At 59.4% G+C, this 18,784-nt stretch carries 19 protein-coding genes; 13 read left to right on the top strand and 6 right to left on the bottom strand.

Features of this window, described 5'->3' with window-relative positions:
- Positions 1-4: 4 nt before the first annotated feature.
- From GM79_RS05185 to rsmA, 5 genes are all read right to left on the bottom strand, one after another.
- The gene (locus GM79_RS05185) at positions 5-835 is read right to left on the bottom strand and encodes an alpha/beta hydrolase family protein (protein WP_035560314.1); all 831 of its coding nucleotides are present in this window, start codon (positions 833-835) and stop codon (positions 5-7) included.
- 98 nt (positions 836-933) lie between these two features.
- A complete protein-coding gene (locus GM79_RS26310; RefSeq protein ID WP_072008542.1) occupies positions 934-1,767 on the bottom strand; it encodes a nuclease A inhibitor family protein in 834 nt (277 codons plus the stop codon).
- 172 nt (positions 1,768-1,939) lie between these two features.
- The gene (gene greA / locus GM79_RS05175; protein WP_035560311.1) at positions 1,940-2,416 is read right to left on the bottom strand and encodes a transcription elongation factor GreA; all 477 of its coding nucleotides are present in this window, start codon (positions 2,414-2,416) and stop codon (positions 1,940-1,942) included.
- Between the two features lie 100 nt (positions 2,417-2,516).
- Positions 2,517-3,524, bottom strand: a complete 1,008-nt coding sequence (locus tag GM79_RS05170; RefSeq protein ID WP_051718549.1) for an NAD(P)-dependent oxidoreductase — start codon at positions 3,522-3,524, stop codon at positions 2,517-2,519.
- Positions 3,525-3,557: 33 nt separating this feature from the next.
- Entirely contained in the window at positions 3,558-4,385 is an 828-nt protein-coding gene (gene rsmA / locus GM79_RS05165) for a 16S rRNA (adenine(1518)-N(6)/adenine(1519)-N(6))-dimethyltransferase RsmA (protein ID WP_051718538.1), read from the bottom strand.
- Between the two features lie 198 nt (positions 4,386-4,583).
- Between rsmA and GM79_RS05160 the strand changes: the two genes are divergently transcribed.
- From GM79_RS05160 to GM79_RS05100, 13 genes are all read left to right on the top strand, one after another.
- Positions 4,584-6,041, top strand: coding sequence for a leucyl aminopeptidase family protein (locus GM79_RS05160; protein WP_035560308.1), 1,458 nt, complete (start codon positions 4,584-4,586; stop codon positions 6,039-6,041).
- 82 nt (positions 6,042-6,123) lie between these two features.
- A complete protein-coding gene (gene pdxA / locus GM79_RS05155) occupies positions 6,124-7,155 on the top strand; it encodes a 4-hydroxythreonine-4-phosphate dehydrogenase PdxA (protein WP_035560305.1) in 1,032 nt (343 codons plus the stop codon).
- 191 nt (positions 7,156-7,346) lie between these two features.
- Entirely contained in the window at positions 7,347-7,880 is a 534-nt protein-coding gene (locus GM79_RS05150; RefSeq protein WP_035560459.1) for a YceD family protein, read from the top strand.
- A 68-nt stretch (positions 7,881-7,948) separates the two neighbouring features.
- A complete protein-coding gene (rpmF, locus tag GM79_RS05145; RefSeq protein WP_035560302.1) occupies positions 7,949-8,179 on the top strand; it encodes a 50S ribosomal protein L32 in 231 nt (76 codons plus the stop codon).
- Positions 8,180-8,293: 114 nt separating this feature from the next.
- A complete protein-coding gene (gene plsX / locus GM79_RS05140; RefSeq protein ID WP_035560300.1) occupies positions 8,294-9,235 on the top strand; it encodes a phosphate acyltransferase PlsX in 942 nt (313 codons plus the stop codon).
- 150 nt (positions 9,236-9,385) lie between these two features.
- Positions 9,386-10,390, top strand: a complete 1,005-nt coding sequence (locus GM79_RS05135) for a beta-ketoacyl-ACP synthase III (protein ID WP_035560298.1) — start codon at positions 9,386-9,388, stop codon at positions 10,388-10,390.
- Positions 10,391-10,516: 126 nt separating this feature from the next.
- Entirely contained in the window at positions 10,517-11,080 is a 564-nt protein-coding gene (gene efp / locus GM79_RS05130; RefSeq protein ID WP_035560295.1) for an elongation factor P, read from the top strand.
- A 116-nt stretch (positions 11,081-11,196) separates the two neighbouring features.
- On the top strand, positions 11,197-11,661 hold the full coding sequence (gene accB / locus GM79_RS05125; RefSeq protein ID WP_035560456.1) for an acetyl-CoA carboxylase biotin carboxyl carrier protein: 465 nt from the start codon (positions 11,197-11,199) through the stop codon (positions 11,659-11,661).
- A gap of 127 nt (positions 11,662-11,788) precedes the next feature.
- Positions 11,789-13,135, top strand: coding sequence for an acetyl-CoA carboxylase biotin carboxylase subunit (gene accC, locus GM79_RS05120; protein WP_035560291.1), 1,347 nt, complete (start codon positions 11,789-11,791; stop codon positions 13,133-13,135).
- Between the two features lie 75 nt (positions 13,136-13,210).
- Positions 13,211-13,567, top strand: a complete 357-nt coding sequence (locus tag GM79_RS05115) for a hypothetical protein (RefSeq protein ID WP_035560287.1) — start codon at positions 13,211-13,213, stop codon at positions 13,565-13,567.
- A 158-nt stretch (positions 13,568-13,725) separates the two neighbouring features.
- Positions 13,726-14,139 (top strand): hypothetical protein, encoded by a 414-nt coding sequence (locus tag GM79_RS05110; protein ID WP_152559847.1) that lies wholly within the window; start codon positions 13,726-13,728, stop codon positions 14,137-14,139.
- 103 nt (positions 14,140-14,242) lie between these two features.
- The gene (locus GM79_RS05105; RefSeq protein ID WP_035560281.1) at positions 14,243-15,610 is read left to right on the top strand and encodes a dihydrolipoamide acetyltransferase family protein; all 1,368 of its coding nucleotides are present in this window, start codon (positions 14,243-14,245) and stop codon (positions 15,608-15,610) included.
- A 129-nt stretch (positions 15,611-15,739) separates the two neighbouring features.
- Positions 15,740-15,937, top strand: coding sequence for a hypothetical protein (locus GM79_RS05100; protein ID WP_035560278.1), 198 nt, complete (start codon positions 15,740-15,742; stop codon positions 15,935-15,937).
- An 82-nt stretch (positions 15,938-16,019) separates the two neighbouring features.
- Here GM79_RS05100 and GM79_RS05095 read toward each other — a convergent pair whose 3' ends face one another.
- Entirely contained in the window at positions 16,020-18,686 is a 2,667-nt protein-coding gene (locus GM79_RS05095) for a valine--tRNA ligase (RefSeq protein ID WP_035560276.1), read from the bottom strand.
- Positions 18,687-18,784: the final 98 nt, after the last annotated feature.

The following is an 18,784-nucleotide window of genomic DNA, read 5'->3' as shown; positions in this document are numbered from 1 at the left end:
CATTTTATCCCCGGCGCTTGCCGGCCAGAAAGCGCGTTATCTCGGCCACGTACTTGTCGCCGTATTCGGCATCGCTCAGCCTGTAAAACCCTTCCCCGTGCCCGCCCTCGAAGGCCAGCACTTGCCGCCGCTGCCGCCACCGGGCCTGTTTCGCCACCACCACCGAATCGGCCAGCGGAGTGTTTTTATCGGCGGTACCGCCCACCAGCAGCCAGGGGCAGTACACGCGGCGGGCAATGGGCGCGTATTCGGCCGCTTCGGCGGGCAGGGTTACCACCTTTTGGCTGCGCTCAAAGACACCAGCCACCAGCCGTTGCGGACTGGCCACATAGCCCTCGGTTATCAGGAAATCGCACTTGCTGTTGGCGGCCACTGCCGAGCTCATGATGGTGCCCATCGAATAGCCAAGGATGCCAGTGCGGCTGCGCGGATAGCGTTGTCGGGCATCGGCCAGCACGGTGCGCAGGTCGGTGCTGAACTCGGCGTAGTACAGCCGTTGCTGGTCGATGGCGAAGTCGCTGCTGTGCCCGAAGCCGCGGTAGTCGAACAGGTACACGCGGTACCCGCCCTGGCTCAGCGCCCGCGCCTGCCAGAGGAAATACGACATATTGTTAGAGTCGCCGTAGGCCAGCACCATCGTGGTGTGCTGGTCGGGCACGTTGGCGGCGGGCTCCACTATCCAGCCGGCCAGTTGGGCCTTATCGGGCGTGGTGAGGGCGGTGGCGTGGTAGACGAGGCCCAGCGAATCGGGCGTGGCTACCCACTCGCGGGTGGGCTTGAGGGCCCAGGCGGCGGCCGTTTGAAGCAGGAATGCAAGGAGTAGAAGGCCACGCATAGCAAAGAAAAAAAGGGGTGAAAGTCTGTCGCCACAGACAGCCTTTCACCTCCATCGTTGCAGCCCGAGCTAAAATAGACGGTTCGTACAGCTGGTTATCACGTTTCCGTGAGCACGGTTTTGAAGCCGGCCAGCGTGCCGTTCATCATCCGTCCCAGGGCATAGGCGTGGACTTTTGGCTCGCTGCCCACGCGGTAAACCTGCACGCCATCCATTTCCTGCTTCATAAACATTTGCAGGGCCTTGTAGCGGTTGGCCAGTTCTACGTCGCCCAGCACGCCATCGTCGGCGGTGTGGTTGCGCAGGAACTTGGTCAGCTCCACCGTCTCTACTTTGGCATCGGCGGGCTCGCCCAACAGCTTCAGCAGCGCGGCATCGGACAATTCGCCGCCCGGCGCCGGGTAGGCCACCGCCCCCAGCGGGGCTTCCGACTCGCTCATGAAATGCAAGCCTTTCACCGCCGCTTCCAGCGGAGCTGGCACGGCGGCGCTTGCGGCTCCATCAGCGCCAGCTTTGGCCTCGCTCAGGCCGCTGCCGCCTTCCACTTGGGCGGCAATGGCGGCGGCCAGCTCCTGCATCCGGGCTTCGGCCACTTTGATTTTGGGGTTGGCAAAGTTCATGTCCGACACCTTGGTCATCGGAATGAGGTGAATGTGGGCGTGCGGCACTTCCAGCCCAATCACGGCCACACCCACGCGCTTGCACGGTACGGCGGCCTTCACGGCTTTGGCCACGCGCTGCGAAAACGCGTGCAGCGCCGCCAGCTCGTCGGTGGGCAGGTCGAAGATGTAGTCGATTTCCTTCTTGGGAATCACCAGTACGTGGCCTTCCACCAGCGGCGTGATGTCGAGAAAAGCCAGGTGGCGGCCGTCTTCGGCTACTTTAAAGGCCGGCAGCTCGCCGGAAACGATGCGGGAGAAAATCGAAGGCATATTTTTTTTTAAGCTGTTAGCTGATGGCCGTTAGCTGTTAGCTTTTTTGCCAATAGCTAACGCTCTTGTTTACCGCTGGCAAGATACCGCCGACAACAACAAAGGCCACTGCGCAATGCAGTGGCCTTTGTTGAAAAAGCGAGGAGCCATCAGCTAACAGCTTTAAAAAAAACTACCGGGAAATCTCCAGAATCTCAAACTGCAGCTTGCCGGCGGGCACGGTGATTTCGGCCATGTCGCCGGCCGATTTGCCCAGCAGTCCTTTGCCGATGGGCGACTTCACCGAAATTTTGCCAGCAGCCAAGTTGGCTTCTTCTTCGGCCACCAGGGTGTAGTCGAGCACCATGTTATTCTTCAGATTCTTCAGCTTCACCTTGCTCATGATGAGCACCTTGCTGAAGTCCATATTGGTTTCGTCGATGAGGCGGGCGTTGCCCAGCACCTCTTCGAGCTTGGAGATTTTGAGTTCCAGCAGGCCCTGAGCATCCTTGGCGGCGTCGTACTCGGCGTTCTCGCTAAGGTCGCCCTTGTCGCGGGCTTCGCGCAGGTCTTCGGCAGCTTTGGCGCGGCCCCGAACCTTGAGGTCCTGGAGGTCATCTTTCAGTTTTTGCAGGCCCTCGGGGGTGTAATAATTGATGGTGGTGGCCATGGGAGTAGATGCTGACGGTTTGGCTAAAAAGCAAGGAGAACGGCTGGCACTGCCAACCGTTCTCCCTTCTTAGGTTCCCTGCAAAGATACGCAAAACCGGCTAGCTCCCGGCCAACTCCGGTTTGCTGGTGCGCAGGAAGGCCGCAATCTTTTGGGCCAGCACCTCGTTAATGCGGGCGTAGCTCTGGTGCGTCCAGCCGCCCACATGGGGCGTGAGCACCACGTTGGGCGCCTGGGCGAGGAAGTCGAACCGCTGCTGCTGCTCCAACGTGAGCGCGCCCAGTCGTTCGTTTTCGAGCACGTCGAGCGCCGCCCCGCACACCGTGCCGGCTTGCAGGCCCGTTACCAATGCGGCGTGGTCCAGCACCTCCCCACGGGCCGTATTCAGCACCCATAGCGGCGCCCGAAACCCCTGGAGCAGGCCCTCGTTCACGTACTGATGGTTAGCTGCGGAGTACGGAATGTGCACGCTCAGCACCTCGGCCCGGGCCTGAAGCTCGGCCAGGCTCACCAGGGTGGCGTGGTCGTCGGCCGCGCAACTCGGGTCCGTGTCGTGGGCTAGCACGGTGCAGCCGAAGCCGCTGAGCCGGCGCGCAAACGCCCGCCCCATGTGCCCGTAGCCCAGTAGCCCAATGGTTTTGCCACCTATTTCCTCGCCCCGGTTAGCCTCGCGGTGCCACTGGCCCTGGCGCACCTCGTGGTCGGCCCGCGCAATGTTTCGGAACAGCGCCAGCAGCAGGCCCAGCGCAAATTCGCCTACCGCGTCGCGGTTGCCCTCCGGCGCATTCAGCAGCGTGACTCCGGCCGCCGCCATCGCCGCTTCGTCGATGTTGTCAACGCCCGCGCCGGCCCGGGCCACGTAGCGCAGGTGCGGGCCGTGGGCCAGCAGGCCGGCCGTCACGCGCAACTTGCTGCGCACCATCAGGCCATCGTAAGGGAATGCGGCCAGGGCGGCGGGCACTTCGGCGGCGGTTAGCGTGGGCTGGTAGTGGATTTCAACCCCAACGGCCCGCAGCATTTCGGGCAGCGACGGGTGCATTTCGTCCACTACCAGACACACGCTCCGGTGGGGTTCGGTGGCAGATGAGTGGCTGAGCTTGTCAGGCATTTCTACTGGCTTAATGGGAACGGTTACCAAGCTTTATTCCGCAAGCTCGTTCAGGTCCAAATCGGGCAGGGTGGCACCGGCGTTGTGCTGCCCGATGCGCTGGGTCAGGCCCACAAATTCGGCTACGCCCAATTGCTCGGCCCGCTTGTCAAAAATGGCGTCTGCGGTGGCTTCCGGGGGCAGACCGAAGGGCTTGAGCGCGTTGCGCAGTGTCTTGCGGCGCGTCTGAAACGCCTGCTTCACCACCCGGAAAAACAGCTTCTCGTCGCAGTCCAGCCGCTCCGTGTCGTTGCGAACGAGCCGCACCACGGCCGACTCTACTTTGGGCGGCGGCACAAACACGTGCGGCGGCACCGTGAAGAGGTAGTCAATCTTATAATAGGCCTGGAGTAGCACGCTTAGAATGCCGTAGGTTTTGGAGCCGGGTGGCTCGGCCAAGCGCTGGGCCACTTCCTTCTGAATCATGCCCACTACCTCGCGCACCTGCTGGCGGTTGTTGAGCACGGCGAAGAAAATCTGGCTGCTGATGTTGTAGGGAAAGTTGCCGATGATGGCCAGCGGCTGGTCCGGAAACATCGTGCTCAGGCTCTGCTTCAAGAAGTCGGTGGCGTAGATGCGGTCGGCCAGCGCCGGGTAATGCACCTTTAGGTAGGTCACCGACTCGGTGTCAATCTCCACCACGCTAGTCTGGTAGGCCGGGTTTTGCAGCAGGTACTGGGTGAGCACGCCCATGCCGGGGCCGATTTCGAGCACCTGCTGCACGCCGTCCGGCAGTTGCAGCGCGCCCACGATGTTGCGGGCAATGTTGGGGTCGGCCAAAAAGTGCTGACCCAGGTGTTTCTTGGGGCGAACGGTGTTCACGATAGGGAATCGTTAAGAAATAACAGAACGTCATGCTGAGCTTGCCGAAGCATCTCTATTGCGCAAGTAATTCATACCACAACGAAGCGGTAGAGATGCTTCGGCAAGCTCAGCATGACGGTTTTTAATTCCGCCGAAAAAACCTTGCTACCGAAACAGTACCTTGCGGACTCAAATCTACGGCCTTCAATTTTGCTCATGTCCCCAGCCCTTGCCCACGTAGCCGCCGCGCCGGCCCAGTCTACTCAGGTTTTCATTCTGGCCAATGGCACCACTGCCCTGCCCACCGGCGCTGCCGGCGACCTCTCGGCCGACGCCCAGGCGTACGTATCCGCCGCACTCGCCGATGACCAGAAGCTCGTTCACCTCAACCATTTCAGCCACCAGCACTACTTCGTGGTACTGGCCAAAAAGCCCACGCCCGAGCAGGTAGCCGAGGCCCTGCGCCGCAACGGCCACGCCCTGCACGGCCAGCTGAAAAAAGAAAAGACGGCTGAAGTCTTCATTCACAACCTGAGCGAAACCCCGGACGCCGCCCTGCTCCTCGCCGAAGGCCTGGCCCTGACCGCCTACCAATTTGAAGGCTACAAAACCGATGAGAAATCCCGGAAGCCCGCCGCCCTCACCAAAATCTCCATCGTCGGCGACGCGGCCACACCTGCCGCACTCACCGCGCTTGATGGCCTGCTGCAGGGCGTAATCCTGGCCCGCAACCTGGTCAATGCCCCGCTCAACAAGCTCAACGCCCTGCAGTTGGCCGAAAACATTGCCGCCGCGGGCGACGAAGCCGGCTTCACCACCGACATCCTCGACCTGCCCAAAATTGAAGCCCTGCGCATGGGCGGCCTACTGGCCGTGAACCTGGGCTCACCCGAGCCGCCCACCTTCAGCATCCTGGAATGGAAGCCCGAAGGCGCTCAAAACGCCAAGCCTTACGTGCTGGTGGGCAAAGGCGTGGTATTCGACACCGGCGGCCTCAGCCTCAAGCCCACGCCCAATAGCATGGACATGATGAAGTGCGACATGGCCGGCGGCGCGGCCGTGGCCGGCACGCTCTATGCCCTGGCCAAAAACAAGGTACCGCTGCACGTAATCGGCCTGGTGCCTGCCACCGACAACCGCCCCGGCGGCCTCGCCTACGCGCCCGGCGACGTTATCACCATGCACAGCGGCCTCACGGTAGAAGTAAAAAACACCGACGCCGAAGGCCGCCTGCTCCTTGCCGACGCCCTGAGCTTCGCCAAAAAATACGACCCCGAGCTGGTCATCGACCTGGCCACCCTCACCGGGGCCGCCGTGCGCGCTCTGGGCACCGAGGCGTCGGCCGTGATGGGCACGGCCGCCCCGGCCACGCTGGCCGAGCTGACGGCCGCCGGCTACCGCGTGCACGAACGCCTCGTGGAGTTTCCGCTCTGGGACGAGTACGCCGACCACATCAAGTCCGACATTGCCGACCTCAGCAACCTGGGCAAGGGCGAAGCCGGCCAGATTTCGGCCGCCAAGTTCCTGGAGCGCTTCGCCGAAGGCTACCCCTGGATTCACTTGGACATTGCCGGCCCCGCCTTCCTCACTGCTCCGGAGAACTACCGTGGCAAAGGCGGCACCGGCATGGGCGTGCGCTTGCTGTATGAGTTCCTGACGGGTTTCGTGCGGTAAGCTTAAGCTTGCCGTTCCCTGTTATTATTTTCCTTCCCGTCTTTCGAATTAATGGCAAGCTGAAGCTTACCTCACAATTCATATGCCCCAAAACCTTCCCCGCCTCGGATTTTCCGTGGGCGACCTCGCCGGCATCGGCCCCGAAGTCATCTACAAGACGCTGCTCGACGAGCGGCTTCTAAAAATTTGCACCCCGGTTATTTACGGTACGGCCACGGCCCTGTTCGATGATTTTCCGACCGAGCCGGACGCCGAGCCCCTCACCTTCCGGCAGCTGCGCGACGCGGCCGACATTGCGCCTGGCCGCCTCAATGCCGTGACGTGCTGGGATGAGGACTTTGTGCTGGCTCCCGGCCAGCCCTCGGCCGCCACGGGCCAAGCCGCGCGCGAAAGCCTGCTGGCCGCCAGCCGCGACCTCAAAGCCGGCAAGCTCGACGCCCTCGTCACCGCGCCCATCAGCAAAGACAATACCCAGGCCGACGACTTCCGCTTTCCCGGCCACACCGAATTCCTGACCAGCTACTTCGAAGCGCCCGAAAGCCTCATGTTTCTAGTAGACGAAAGCGGCTTGCGCATTGCCACCGTCACCGGTCATATGCCGCTCAAGGACGTGCCCGCCCGCCTCACCCCCGAGCTGCTGCGCACCAAAATCACGCTGCTCCTGAAATCCTTGAAACGGGATTTCGGCATTCTGAAGCCGCGCATTGCGGTGCTGGGCCTCAACCCCCACGCGGGTGAAAACGGCCTGCTGGGCAAGGAAGAAGGCGACATCGTGTCGCCCGTAATCCAACAGTTTGCGCACGACGGCCATCTTGTTGTGGGTCCTTTCCCGGCCGATGGCTACTTCGGCACCCAGCAATTCCGGCAGTTCGACGCCACCCTGGCGCTCTACCACGACCAAGGCCTGATTCCCTTTAAGCTGATGGCCTTTGAGCAGGGCGTGAACTTTACGGCCGGCTTGCCAGTGGTGCGCACTTCCCCCGACCACGGCACGGCCTATGGCCTGGCGGGGCAGTTCAAAGCCAACGAATCTTCTTTTAGGGCAGCAGTTTACCTGGCTTGTGAGGTGTGGAAGCAGCGCTGGGAAGACGCCCAGCCACGCTCGGCGCGGTAGAGGCTGGCCGGTAGTTGTGGGCATCATTGCCGGGTGCGCAACGTATGGAGGTGCGCGCAACTGGCCAAAGAATGACTGATGCTCAGCGCAACACTCTGCCTTTTCTGGCGGAAACTGCCGAGAAAGTTGGACCTTTTTTTTGGCAAAAAGCCGAATTTTCACTACTTTTGCCCCCTGCTATCCAGCCCACCGTGAAAAAAGAAAGTAAATACGACATCAACCTAGCCAAGCTGGCGCTGAAAACGCACCATTTTGAGTATGAGTTGGGTCCCGACTTTTTTGCTTTATTCGACCAGTCTTTGGTGGAGCAAGGCGACTTGCACGCCGACGTGGAGCTCATCAAAACCGAGCGGGTAATGACCCTGAACTTCCACATCAGCGGTACCGTGCGCCTGACTTGCGACCGCAGTTTGGACGAGTTCGACCAGCCAATGGATATTGAGGAGCGGCTGCTGGTGCGCTTCGGCGACGAAAGCAAGGAACTGGATGACAACGTGCTGCAAATCACGCCCGAAACCCAATCCCTGCCCCTGGCGCAGCACCTCTACGACTACATTGGTCTGGCGCTGCCCATGAAGAAGCTGCACCCGCGTTTCCAGAACGAAGCCGACGACAACCCCGATGCTCCCACCAAGCTCATCTTCAGCACCCGTCCTGCTGACGATGCGCCCGATGACGACGAGCCGGCCGACCCACGTTGGGCCGCGCTGCGCAACTTGAATTAATCCGTCAGCGCCCCGAGTCGCTCCCCCACTCAACATTTACAACTCAACACTCATAACTTAACAATACCATGGCTCATCCTAAGCGCCGCACCTCCACCTCCGTTCGCGACAAGCGCCGCACCCACTACAAGCTGACTCCTAAGGCGGTGACCTTGTGCCCCAACACGGGCGAGCTGCACCTGCGCCACAAGGCCTACGTGGTTGATGGCGACCTGTACCACAATGGCCAGCTGGCCATCAAAAACTACTCGAAGGTGAGCTCTGCGCCCGCTGCCGACACTACCGGCGACGACGAATAACGCGTCAGGTTGTTAATTCGCGGTACCTTACGGTCCGGCTTCGCGCTTTTGTAAGCCTGCGAGGCCGGACTTTTGGTTACCACCCTTCTCCTGACCTCCCCAAACACCTTTTACATGAAAATAGCCCTCGACGCAATGGGCGGCGATTTCGCCCCCCAAGCCGCCGTGGCGGGTGCCGTGATGGCCGCCGAACTACTCGCCGGCCGAGCCACCATCGTCCTCATTGGCCAGGAAGATGCCGTGCGACCCCTGCTTGATGCCGCCGGTCCTGCCGCTGCCGCCCTCGAATTCGTGCCGGCTTCGCAGGTCATCGATATGGCCGAGCACCCGGCCAAAGCCTTCCAGCACAAGCAGGATTCCAGCATTGCCATTGGCTATAAAATGCTGCTTGCAAGTGAGGTAGACGCCTTTTGCTCGGCTGGCAACACCGGAGCCATGCTCGTGGGCGCCATGTTTACGGTGAAGGCCGTGCCCGGCGTCATCCGCCCCGCCATTGCCAACTTCGTTCCCAAAAAGCACGATAAATTCGGAGTGCTGCTCGATGTGGGCGCCAACGCCGAATGCAAGCCCGAAATGCTGGAACAGTTCGGCGAGCTGGGTTCGCTCTATGCGCAGTACGTGCTGGGAATCGAGCGACCTAAAGTGGGCCTGGTGAACTTGGGCGAAGAAGAAGCCAAAGGCACTCCCAACACCCAGGCCGCGCACCAGCTGCTCAAGGCCAACCCGCGCATTCATTTTGTGGGCAATCTGGAAGGGCGCGATATGTTCAACGAGAAAGCCGATGTGGTGGTCTGCGATGGCTTCACAGGCAATATCCTGTTGAAAATGGCGGAATCCATTTACGAGATGATGGACGAGAAGGACATTCACGACCCGTTTTTTGATAAGTTCAACTACGAAGCCGTGGGGGGCTCCCCTATTCTAGGCATCAACGATAACGCCATTATCGGCCACGGCCGGAGTACGCCACTGGCCATTTGCAACATGTTGGTGCAAGGCTATAACATGGCCGAATCCGGGATTGTCGACCAAATTAAAGCTACTTTTAAGTCGTAGCGCCTGCCTCGAACTGATAAAAACGTCCGGCTTCGGCCGGATTTTTTTTCCTCATCTCCTTTTTCTCTCCTTGGGCATTACGGGCGCGTTGGTTGCGCTTTTTTATTCTGCTTTGCCCATTTCTCGCTTGCCCCGCCTACTTTTGCCCATATGAAGATTACTGCTGCCATCACCGGCGTGGGTGCCTACGTGCCCGACTATGTGCTTACCAATGCCGAGCTTGAAAAACTGGTCGACACCACCGACGAGTGGATTCTGTCCCGGACCGGCATCAAGGAGCGGCGCATTTTGAAGGGAGAAGACCAGGGCGCTTCCGTTATGGGTATCAAGGCCGTGCAGCAGCTTCTGGACAAGACCGGGACCAACCCGGAGGACATCGACCTGGTTATTTGTGCTACTACCACGCCCGACGTGCTGTTTCCGGCCACGGCCAACATCATTTCCAACGGCGTGGGCATCACCAAGGCGTTCAGCTACGATGTGAATGCGGCGTGTTCCAGCTTCCTGTTTTCGCTGGCGACGGGCGCGCAGTTTATTCAGGCCGGGACCTACAAGAAGGTAATAGTAGTGGGTGCCGACAAAATGTCGTCCATCGTGGACTATACCGACCGCTCCAATTGCATCCTCTTCGGCGACGGCGCGGCGGCCGTACTGCTGGAACCCAACACCGAGGGCTACGGCATGCTCGACCACGTGCTGCGCACCGATGGGAGCGGCGAAGCCTACCTGCACCAAAAGGCTGGGGGCAGCCGCCGTCCGCCCTCCCACGCCACCGTGGACAATAAGGAGCACTACATTTACCAGGAAGGTGCTACGGTATTTAAATTCGCCGTGAAGAGCATGGCCGACGTGGCCGCCCAGGTCATGGAGCGCAACCACCTCAGCAACGACGACGTGGCGTGGCTGGTGCCGCACCAGGCCAACAAGCGCATCATCGACGCCACCGCCAACCGCATGGGCGTGGGCCCCGAGAAGGTGATGCTCAACATTCACCGCTACGGCAACACCACCAACGCCACCATTCCGCTGTGCCTGGCCGACTACGAAAGCCAGCTAAATCGCGGCGACAACCTCGTGCTGGCGGCCTTCGGAGGCGGCTTCACGTGGGGTGCCATCTACCTGAAATGGGCCTACGATTCTAAAGCTGTTAGCTAGTTCCTCTTAGCTGGTAGCCCTGTTCCAACTCCGAAAATCAGCTAATAGCTAACGGCTATCAGCTAAATACTAAATCCCACCAAAAAAGCTAATAGCTACCGGCTATCAGCTAATAGCTCAACAACCATGGCAAGTACCGCCGACTTCCGCAACGGCCTCGTTCTCAATTACAACAACGAGCTGCACGTCATCACCGAGTTTCAGCACGTGAAGCCCGGCAAAGGGCCCGCGTTTGTGCGCACCAAGATGCGCAACATCAAAACCGGCCGCACCATCGACAACACCTTCAACGCGGGTGTGAAGGTGGAAACGGCCCGCGTGGAGCAGCGGCCCCACCAGTTCCTGTACAAGGACGACTACGGCTACAATTTCATGGACAACTCCACCTTCGAGCAGGTAGTGATTCCGGAGGCAATGCTGCCCTTTGCCGACCTGATGAAGGAAGGCCAGGAGGTAACCATCCTCATGCACGCCGAAACCGAAATGCCCCTCACGGCCGAGCTGCCCACCACCGTTGACCTGATGGTGACCTACACCGAACCCGGCCTGCGTGGTGACACTGCCACCAACACGTTGAAGCCGGCCACGGTGGAAACCGGTGCCCGCATTCAGGTGCCCCTGTTCATCGATACCGACACCAAGATTCGCATCAAGACCAGCGACTACAGCTACGTTGAGCGCGTCAAATAGCCTTTAGTAAGCTGTTAGCCAATACCTTTTAGCTATTGGCTGATATTCCAAAAAAAGCTAGCGCCCAAACGCTAGCAGCTAATCATATGTCAAACACGCCCAAAAAGGACGCTGCCATGAAAGCCAAAGAATTACAGGAGTTGCTCGATTTTATCGCCAAATCGGGCCTTAACAAGGTCAATATCGAAACCGAAGAGTTTAAGATTTCGGTGCAGCGCGACCCCACCACCAAGCACGTGATAAGCGCGGCGGCGCCCATGGCCGCACCCGCTCCTGCGGCTGCCGCGGCTCACGCACCAGTAGCTGCTCCTGCGGCCGCTGCTCCCGCAGCCGAAGCAAGCGTCAGCAACCGCGCCCTGAAAGCTCCCATGATTGGCACCTTTTACCGCAGCAGCGGCCCCGATTCGCCGGCTTTTGTGCAGGTGGGCGACATGGTGGAGAAAGGCCAGGTTATCTGCATCATCGAAGCCATGAAGCTTTTCAACGAGATTGAAGCCGAAGAGAGCGGCCGCATTGTGAAAGCAATGGTGGAAAACGCCACGCCCGTAGAGTACGACCAGCCGTTGTTTTTGATTGAGTAGTTGCTTCAATGCGTCATCCTGAGCAGAGCAAAGGACCTTATCACCGACGAGCGGTTTGCCGTCTGAACTGATAAGGTCCTTTGCTCCGCTCAGGATGACAGTTTTTAATCCCTGACGTTCCCACCCAATGTTCAAGAAAATACTCATCGCCAACCGGGGCGAAATTGCCCTGCGCATCATCCGCACCTGCAAGGAAATGGGCATCAAAACGGTGGCCGTGTACTCGACTGCCGACAAGGAAAGCCTGCACGTAAAGTTTGCCGATGAAGCGGTGTGCATCGGCCCGCCAGCCTCGGCCCAGTCCTACCTGAGCATGCCGAGCCTGATTTCGGCCGCTGAAATTACCAACGCCGACGCCATTCACCCCGGCTACGGCTTCCTGTCGGAAAACGCGGAATTCTCCCGCATCTGCGCCGAAAACGGCATCAAGTTCATCGGGGCCTCGCCCGAGATGATAAACCAGATGGGCGATAAGGCCACGGCCAAAGCCACGATGATTAAGGCCGGCGTGCCGTGCATTCCCGGCTCGGTGGGCTTGCTGGATTCGGTGGAGCAGGGCAAGAAAATTGCCAACAAAATCAAATACCCCGTTATCATTAAGGCGACGGCGGGTGGCGGTGGGCGCGGCATGCGCATCATCCATTCCGACGACGAGTTTCAGAAGGCCTGGGACGATGCCCGGACGGAGTCGAAGGCGGCTTTTGGCAACGACGGCATGTACCTGGAGAAATTTGTGGTGGAACCCCGCCACATTGAGGTACAGATTGTGGGCGACCAGTTCGGCCACGTAGCCCACCTTTCGGAGCGCGACTGCAGCATACAGCGCCGCCACCAGAAGCTGGTGGAAGAGGCCCCCTCCCCTTTCATGACCGACGCGCTGCGCGAGAAAATGGGCAAGGCAGCCATTGCGGGCGCTTCGGCCATTAGCTACGAAGGCGTGGGCACCATTGAGTTTCTGGTGGACAAAAACCGGGATTTTTACTTCATGGAGATGAACACCCGCATTCAGGTGGAGCACCCGGTGACGGAGGAAATCATCAACTACGACCTCATCAAGGAACAGATTAAAGTAGCGGCGGGAATCCCTATTTCGGGCAAAAACTACTTCCCGAAGATGCACGCCATGGAGTGCCGCATCAACGCCGAGGACCCGCGCAATAACTTCCGCCCGGCCCCCGGCAAAATCACGACCCTGCACATTCCCGGCGGCCACGGCGTGCGCGTGGACACGCACGTGTACGCGGGCTACACCATTCCGCCCAACTACGACTCGATGATTGCCAAGCTCATCACCGTGGCCCAGACCCGGGAGGAATGCATCGTGAAAATGAAGCGCGCCCTGAGCGAGTTTGTGGTAGAAGGTGTGAAAACGACCATCCCCTTCCACTTGGCGCTGATGGACAATGCCCAGTTCAACGAGGGTAATTTCACGACGGCGTTTCTGGAGCAGTCGTTTGACTTCTCGACGATTTAAGGCTTATTTATTGATTCGACAGCAGCGCCTAGCCTTTTGGTTAGGCGCTGCTGTTTACAATCCTTTATCCTGGTTATGAAAAAATCATTTCAATTTGCTCTTTCCTTCGGTACCGTTCTACTGCTCAGCAGCTGCGCCGATAGCTGCGACGGCAGCATTGAAACGCTGGTGCTCTATGCCAAGCCGGGGCCAAAAGCCGTGGGCCGGTCCATTTATGTGAATGTGGTGAACAAGCCTGATTTGGGCATCAAGCAGAGCCTGATGTACGAAGGCAAGGAATTTGGCACTTTTGAGAACGTAGTCGTCATCAGCGACCCAACCAACCGCTTTGCGTCGAACCGTACCATCTGCTTCTCGAAGTTCCGGCAGGAGGCCGCGACCACGGGCGGCGATTTGATGGAAGAAGGGTTGCCGGTTATCACCGTGGAATAGCGCCGGGCGGCTATAAGCCCTTGAGATACTATTCTGGCTATGGTGGCAGCGTTAGGAAGGCAGTACTTTGCTGCTAAAAGGCCTGCTGCATGCAACCACTTGGCTAAAGTCAGGCTCTGGGACTTACTACAATGCCCACGCTACCCATCGGCTGACCCATGAAGACTTTACTTTTATTTTGCTTGCTATTGAGTGGCACACTGCCGGCTTTCAGCCAGGGGCGCGACACAGTTTTTGCCGTGCGCAAGCTGTTTCATCAGAAACGCGGCAGCGGCGAGAGCATGCAGCAAACTGAGGCTAATAACACCAACCCGTCATTGTACGGCCAGCAGTCGTATGCCCAACAAACGGGCCGCCCGCGCACTGCCGAGCAAACCCGCGACGATATTATAGTTAATACCGCTTTCATGGTGGCAGGCGCGCTGAAGGCCAATGCCTACAGTGCCGAAAACGAGGCCGCCATTATTCGGCACTACCAGGCGGGCGGGTCCATTCCGCCGGCCATTCGGCGCAAGCTGAAACGCAAGCACTTCCACCGCACGGCGAAGGATGTACTGAACGGAAAATATTGATTGAAACGCCCTCGTCGCTTTGCGCCGGGGGCGTTCAGCTTTCTGGCTACCTTTGTGCCACCAAATTCCCATCCCACCTTAACTCCCCCAATACCCCTCCTATATGGCACGAGTGGAAATGACGATGCCCAAAATGGGCGAAAGCATCATGGAAGGCACCGTCCTGAAATGGCTCAAGCAAATTGGCGACACCATTGAGCAGGACGAATCAGTGCTGGAAGTAGCCACTGACAAAGTTGACACCGAAGTACCGGCCATCTACGCGGGCGTGCTGACGGAAATTCTGGTGCAGGAAGGCCAGGTCGTGGCCGTGGGCGCGCCCATTGCCATCATGGAAACCGATGCTGCCGCCGCAGGTGCCGCCGCGCCGAGCGCTGCTCCCGCAGCCCCGCAGGCGGCTCCTGCCGCTTCGAGCAACGGCAGCGCCGTTCCTTTTGTACCCGCCGAAGCTGCTGCTACGGTAGCAGGCGCCGAGCACCAGCCCGGCCGCTTCCTCTCGCCGCTCGTGCTCAGCATTGCCCGCGAAGAGGGCGTGAGCATGAGCGACCTGGAATACTTGCCCGGTACTGGCAAAGAAAACCGCGTGACCAAGAAGGACATTCTGGACTACGTAGCCAGCGGCAAGCCGTCGTTTACGGCCAGCGCGGCCCCTGCCGCAGCCGCGCCAGCCATAGTCGCAGCCCCTGTAGCCGCGCCCGCGCCAGCACCCCAGGCGGCGGCCCCGCAAGCAGCCAGCGTGAAGCCGGTGCCCAGCGTGAGCGGTGGCCAGGAGCTGATTGAGATGGACCGAATGCGCAAGATGATTGCGCAGCGCATGGTGGACTCGAAGCGCATTTCGCCGCACGTCACCAGCTTTGTGGAAGCCGACGTGACCAATCTGGTGAACTGGCGCAACAAGCATAAGGACGCCTACAAGAAGCGTGAAGGCGAAAACCTCACCTTCACGCCCCTCTTCATTCAGGCGGTGGCGCGCGCCATTCAGGACTACCCGCTGATTAACGTTTCGATTGACGGCGACTACATCATCAAGAAGCGCGACATCAACATCGGCGTGGCCGTGGCCCTGCCCAGCGGCAACCTTATTGTGCCGGTCATCCACAACGCCGACCAGCTCAACCTCAACGGGCTGAGCAAGAAGATGAACGACCTGGCCAACCGGGCCCGCGCCAACAAGCTCACCCCCGCCGACCTGGAAGGCGGCACCTATACGCTGAGCAACGTGGGCTCGTTCGGCAATGTGATGGGCACGCCCATCATCATGCAGCCGCAGGTGGCCATCATGGCCGTGGGCGCAATCAAGAAGAAGCCCGCCGTGATTGAGACGCCGCAGGGCGACCTTATTGGTGTGCGGCAGTTCATGTTCCTGAGCCACAGCTACGACCACCGCGTGGTAGACGGCTCGCTGGGCGGCATGTTCGTGCGGAAGGTGGCCGACTACCTCGAACAATTCGACCCGAATACGGCTATTTAGCGCGAGGTTTCGCGAAGTAAAAAAACAAGTCTCGCAAAGTCGTCTGAATGGCAACTTTGCGAGACTTGTTTTTTTACTTCGCGAAACCTCGCGCTACAGCTTAATTGCTTAAAACACTTTATTGACGATATGAAAAACGTTTTTGTAATTGGCGCGCTGGTGCTCGCACTTGGGCTGATTGGTTATCTGTACCAGCAGCTTTCGGCTACTCAGAAGGCATTGCAAACTTCTGAGCAACGCTTTTCTGATTGTGAAAAGGTCACTTTTCAGCTGCAAAACCAGTTGGCCTTGCTGCAGAAGAAAGCAGCCAGCGAGGGAGCGAAATAAAGAACTCGCTACCGGCTTAGGCAAACAACAAAAAGCCACTTCCTGTAGCAGGAAGTGGCTTTTTGTTGTTTGGGGGTGTTTTTCAAAGTGCCGCCAGGGCTTGTTCTAGGGCTACAATTTTCACTTCGGCATCGGCCAGCTTCTGGCGTTCTTTTTCCAGTACTTCGGCCTTGGCATTTTGAGCGAATTTCTCATTGCCCAGCTTGCGCTGTACCGATTCGCGGAAGCCTTGGGCGTATTCCAGCTCCTTTTCGAGGCGCGTGCGCTCGGCGGCCAAGTCGATGTGACCTTCGAGGGGAATGAAGAACTCGCTGCCGCCCAGCACGAAGCTCACTGAGGCGGCGGGGCCGGCATCGGCGAAGCTCATTTCTGAAATACCACCCAGCTTGCGGATGATACCGTCGAATTCGGCGAGCAGGGCCGCATCGTCGGTTTTGGCCACCAGCGCCAGCGGCTTGTTGGGACCGATATTTTTCTGATTGCGCACGCTGCGGATGCCGGCCACGATGGCCAGGGCCTTTTCCATGTCGGCCAGGATGCGGGCGGGCGCGGCGGGGGCGCTGGCCTTGGGCCACGGGGCCACGCACACGTACTCGCGGGGGCCACGCTCGGCCAGCTCGTGCCACAGCTCCTCGGTGATGAAGGGCATGAAGGGATGCAGCAGTTTGAGCAGCGTTTCCAGATAGGCCGTGGTGTGGCGCAGGGTTTCGGCGTCGATGGGGTGCTGGTAGGTGGGCTTCACCATCTCCAGGTACAGGGCGCAGAAATCGTCCCAGACCAGCTTATATACCGTCATCAGGGCGTCACTCATCCGGAATTTCTCGAAATGGTCTTCGAGCTCGATGATGGCGCCCTGCAGCTTAGCATCAAACCACGTAACGGCCTTCTCGTTCACGAAAGGCAGCGTGGCATCAACCCCCCACCCCTTCACGAGCCGGAAGGCGTTCCAGAGCTTGTTGGAGAAGTTGCGGCCTTGTTCCACCAGCTTCACGTCGTAGAGCAGGTCGTTGCCGGCCGGGGCCGAAAACAGCATACCGGTGCGCACGCCATCGGCACCGTACTGGGCGATGAGGTCGAGCGGGTCGGGCGAGTTGCCGAGCTGCTTGCTCATCTTGCGGCCCTGGGCGTCGCGCACGATGCCGGTGAGGTACACGTTTTTGAACGGCACTTCCTGGCGGAATTCGATGCCGGCCATAATCATGCGGGCCACCCAGAAGAACAGGATGTCCGGGCCCGTCACCAGGTCGTTGGTGGGGTAGAAATAGTTGATGTCGGCGTTGTCGGGGTCTTTGAAGCCGTCGAATACCGAAATGGGCCACAGCCACGACGAGAACCAGGTATCGAGCACATCCTCGTCCTGGCGCAGGTCGCTGAGCTGCAGGTCGGCGTTGCCGCTCTGGGCGCGGGCCTGGACCAGGGCGGCTTCGGCCGTAAGGGCTACTACGAAGGTGCCGACGGGCAGGTAGTAGGCCGGAATCTGCTGGCCCCACCACAGCTGGCGCGAGATGCACCAGTCGCGCACGTTTTCCATCCAGACCCGGTACATGTTCTTGAACTTGGGCGGGTGCAGGCGCACGGTGTCGTTCTCTACCACGTCCAGCGCGGGCTTGGCCAGGTGCTCCATCTTCATGAACCACTGCAGACTGAGCTTGGGCTCAATCACGGCCTTGGTGCGTTCCGACGTCTGCACGATGCTGGCGTACTCCTCGATTTTTTCGAGCAGGCCAGCTTCCTGCAAATCCTTGGCGATTTGCTTGCGGGCGGCAAACCGGTCCTGGCCCACGTAGAGCACGGCCTTTTCGTTGAGCGTGCCGTTGTCGGCCAGAATATCGATAACGGGCAGGTTGTGCTTCACGCCCAGCTCGTAGTCGTTCAGGTCGTGCGCGGGCGTCACTTTCAGCGCGCCCGTACCGAAATCCATCGATACGTACTCGTCAAAAATCACCGGGATTTCGCGGCCCAGCAGCGGGATGCGCAACGTTGCGCCCTTCAGGTGGCTGAAGCGTGGGTCGTTGGGATTCACGGCCACGGCCACGTCGGCCATGATGGTTTCGGGGCGCGAGGTAGCTACTGTGATGTAGCTATTAGCTGCTAGCTGTTGGCCATTAGCCTCGTCCGGGGAAGAGCTATCAGCTAAATAATATCGTAGATAGTACATCTTGGCCTGCACGTCCTTGGCAATCACCTCTTCATCAGAAATGGCAGTGCGGCCTTCGGGGTCCCAGTTCACCATGCGCACGCCACGGTAAATCAGGCCTTTGTTGTAGAGGTCCACAAACACGCGCAGTACGGCATCGGTCAGGTCGGGCTCCATGGTGAAGCGGGTGCGGTCCCAGTCGCAGGAGGCGCCCAGCTTTTTAAGCTGCTCCAGGATGATGCCGCCGTACTTCTCCTTCCACTCGAAGGCGTGGGAAAGGAACTGCTCGCGGGTGAGGTCACTTTTGGCGATGCCCTGCTCCTTAAGCTGGGCCACTACCTTGGCTTCGGTGGCGATGCTGGCGTGGTCGGTGCCGGGCACCCAGCAGGCTTCCTTGCCCTGCATGCGGGCGCGGCGCACCAGCACGTCCTGAATGGTATTGTTCAGCATGTGCCCCATGTGCAGCACGCCGGTCACGTTGGGCGGCGGGATAACAACGGTGTAAGGGACTTTCTTGGGGTTGGGGGTGGCCTTGAAGAAGCCCTGCTCCTGCCAGCGCTGGTACCATTTGGCTTCAACGTCGGTGGGCGAGTACGTAGTGGCGAGGGACATAAAATGATGCTAGAATCAGAAAAGGCAAAAATAGGCACCAAGTATTCAGCCATTAGCTTTTAGCTGATAACCGTTCGCTTTTTTGTTCAGGAAGGTGG

This window comes from Hymenobacter sp. IS2118, from assembly GCF_000715495.1.
Classification (GTDB): Bacteria; Bacteroidota; Bacteroidia; order Cytophagales; family Hymenobacteraceae; genus Hymenobacter.
This window is presented reverse-complemented; position numbering and strand designations above follow the sequence as displayed.

Excerpts from the sequence above, each read along its gene's own strand:
- GM79_RS05095 (WP_035560276.1), bottom strand. The coding sequence starts at position 18,686 with ATGTCCCTCGCCACTACGTACTCGCCCACCGACGTTGAAGCCAAATGG.
- rpmF (WP_035560302.1), top strand. The coding sequence starts at position 7,949 with ATGGCTCATCCTAAGCGCCGCACCTCCACCTCCGTTCGCGACAAGCGC.
- pdxA (WP_035560305.1), top strand. The coding sequence starts at position 6,124 with ATGCCCCAAAACCTTCCCCGCCTCGGATTTTCCGTGGGCGACCTCGCC.
- GM79_RS05100 (WP_035560278.1), top strand. The coding sequence starts at position 15,740 with ATGAAAAACGTTTTTGTAATTGGCGCGCTGGTGCTCGCACTTGGGCTG.
- GM79_RS05160 (WP_035560308.1), top strand. The coding sequence starts at position 4,584 with ATGTCCCCAGCCCTTGCCCACGTAGCCGCCGCGCCGGCCCAGTCTACT.
- GM79_RS05110 (WP_152559847.1), top strand. The coding sequence starts at position 13,726 with ATGAAGACTTTACTTTTATTTTGCTTGCTATTGAGTGGCACACTGCCG.
- GM79_RS05135 (WP_035560298.1), top strand. The coding sequence starts at position 9,386 with ATGAAGATTACTGCTGCCATCACCGGCGTGGGTGCCTACGTGCCCGAC.
- GM79_RS05185 (WP_035560314.1), bottom strand. The coding sequence starts at position 835 with ATGCGTGGCCTTCTACTCCTTGCATTCCTGCTTCAAACGGCCGCCGCC.
- greA (WP_035560311.1), bottom strand. The coding sequence starts at position 2,416 with ATGGCCACCACCATCAATTATTACACCCCCGAGGGCCTGCAAAAACTG.
- accB (WP_035560456.1), top strand. The coding sequence starts at position 11,197 with ATGAAAGCCAAAGAATTACAGGAGTTGCTCGATTTTATCGCCAAATCG.
- GM79_RS05105 (WP_035560281.1), top strand. The coding sequence starts at position 14,243 with ATGGCACGAGTGGAAATGACGATGCCCAAAATGGGCGAAAGCATCATG.
- efp (WP_035560295.1), top strand. The coding sequence starts at position 10,517 with ATGGCAAGTACCGCCGACTTCCGCAACGGCCTCGTTCTCAATTACAAC.
- accC (WP_035560291.1), top strand. The coding sequence starts at position 11,789 with ATGTTCAAGAAAATACTCATCGCCAACCGGGGCGAAATTGCCCTGCGC.
- plsX (WP_035560300.1), top strand. The coding sequence starts at position 8,294 with ATGAAAATAGCCCTCGACGCAATGGGCGGCGATTTCGCCCCCCAAGCC.
- GM79_RS05170 (WP_051718549.1), bottom strand. The coding sequence starts at position 3,524 with ATGCCTGACAAGCTCAGCCACTCATCTGCCACCGAACCCCACCGGAGC.
- GM79_RS26310 (WP_072008542.1), bottom strand. The coding sequence starts at position 1,767 with ATGCCTTCGATTTTCTCCCGCATCGTTTCCGGCGAGCTGCCGGCCTTT.
- GM79_RS05115 (WP_035560287.1), top strand. The coding sequence starts at position 13,211 with ATGAAAAAATCATTTCAATTTGCTCTTTCCTTCGGTACCGTTCTACTG.